The 1,522-nt window shown below is 46.8% G+C and carries 1 rRNA gene; it reads left to right on the top strand.

The features are described from left to right. Nucleotides 1-52: 52 nt before the first annotated feature. Nucleotides 53-1,522 (top strand): 23S ribosomal RNA (locus HMPREF2953_RS00195); the annotation flags it as partial.

The following is a 1,522-nucleotide window of genomic DNA, read 5'->3' on the forward strand; positions in this document are numbered from 1 at the left end:
AAAAATAATCGCTAGTGTTCGAAAGAACACTCACAGATTAATAACTATATTAGATTAAGTTATTAAGGGCGCACGGTGAATGCCTTGGCACTAGAAGCCGATGAAGGACGTTACTAACGACGATATGCTTTGGGTAGCTGTAAGTAAGCGTTGATCCAGAGATTTCCGAATGGGGTAACCCAACACAAGTTATGTTGTGTTATCGACAAGTGAATTCATAGCTTGTCAGAAGGCAGACCCGGAGAACTGAAACATCTTAGTACCCGGAGGAAGAGAAAGAAAATTCGATTCCCTGAGTAGCGGCGAGCGAAACGGGAAGAGCCCAAACCAATAAGCTTGCTTATTGGGGTTGTAGGACACTCTATACGGAGTTACAAAGGAATATATTAAACGAATCATCTGGAAAGTTGAATCAAAGAAGGTAATAATCCTGTAGTTGAAAATATATTCTCTCTTGAGTGGATCCTGAGTACGACGGAGCACGTGAAATTCCGTCGGAATCTGGGAGGACCATCTCCTAAGGCTAAATACTCTCTAGTGACCGATAGTGAACCAGTACCGTGAGGGAAAGGTGAAAAGTACCCCGGAAGGGGAGTGAAAGAGAACTTGAAACCGTGTGCTTACAAGTAGTCAGAGCCCGTTAATGGGTGATGGCGTGCCTTTTGTAGAATGAACCGGCGAGTTACGATCTGATGCAAGGTTAAGCAGAAAATGTGGAGCCGTAGCGAAAGCGAGTCTGAATAGGGCGTGTAGTATTTGGTCGTAGACCCGAAACCAGGTGATCTACCCATGGTCAGGTTGAAGTTCAGGTAACACTGAATGGAGGACCGAACCGACTTACGTTGAAAAGTGAGCGGATGAACTGTGGGTAGCGGAGAAATTCCAATCGAACTTGGAGATAGCTGGTTCTCTCCGAAATAGCTTTAGGGCTAGCCTCAAGTGATGATTATTGGAGGTAGAGCACTGTTTGGACGAGGGGCCCCTCTCGGGTTACCGAATTCAGACAAACTCCGAATGCCAATTAATTTAACTTGGGAGTCAGAACATGGGTGATAAGGTCCGTGTTCGAAAGGGAAACAGCCCAGACCACCAGCTAAGGTCCCAAAATATATGTTAAGTGGAAAAGGATGTGGCGTTGCCCAGACAACTAGGATGTTGGCTTAGAAGCAGCCATCATTTAAAGAGTGCGTAATAGCTCACTAGTCGAGTGACACTGCGCCGAAAATGTACCGGGGCTAAACATATTACCGAAGCTGTGGATTGTCCTTTGGACAATGGTAGGAGAGCGTTCTAAGGGCGTTGAAGCATGATCGCAAGGACATGTGGAGCGCTTAGAAGTGAGAATGCCGGTGTGAGTAGCGAAAGACGGGTGAGAATCCCGTCCACCGATTGACTAAGGTTTCCAGAGGAAGGCTCGTCCGCTCTGGGTTAGTCGGGTCCTAAGCTGAGGCCGACAGGCGTAGGCGATGGATAACAGGTTGATATTCCTGTACCACCTATAATCGTTTTAATCGATGGGGGG

The sequence above is a fragment of the Staphylococcus sp. HMSC072E01 genome (assembly GCF_001814125.1).
GTDB lineage: Bacteria > Bacillota > Bacilli > Staphylococcales > Staphylococcaceae > Staphylococcus > Staphylococcus hominis.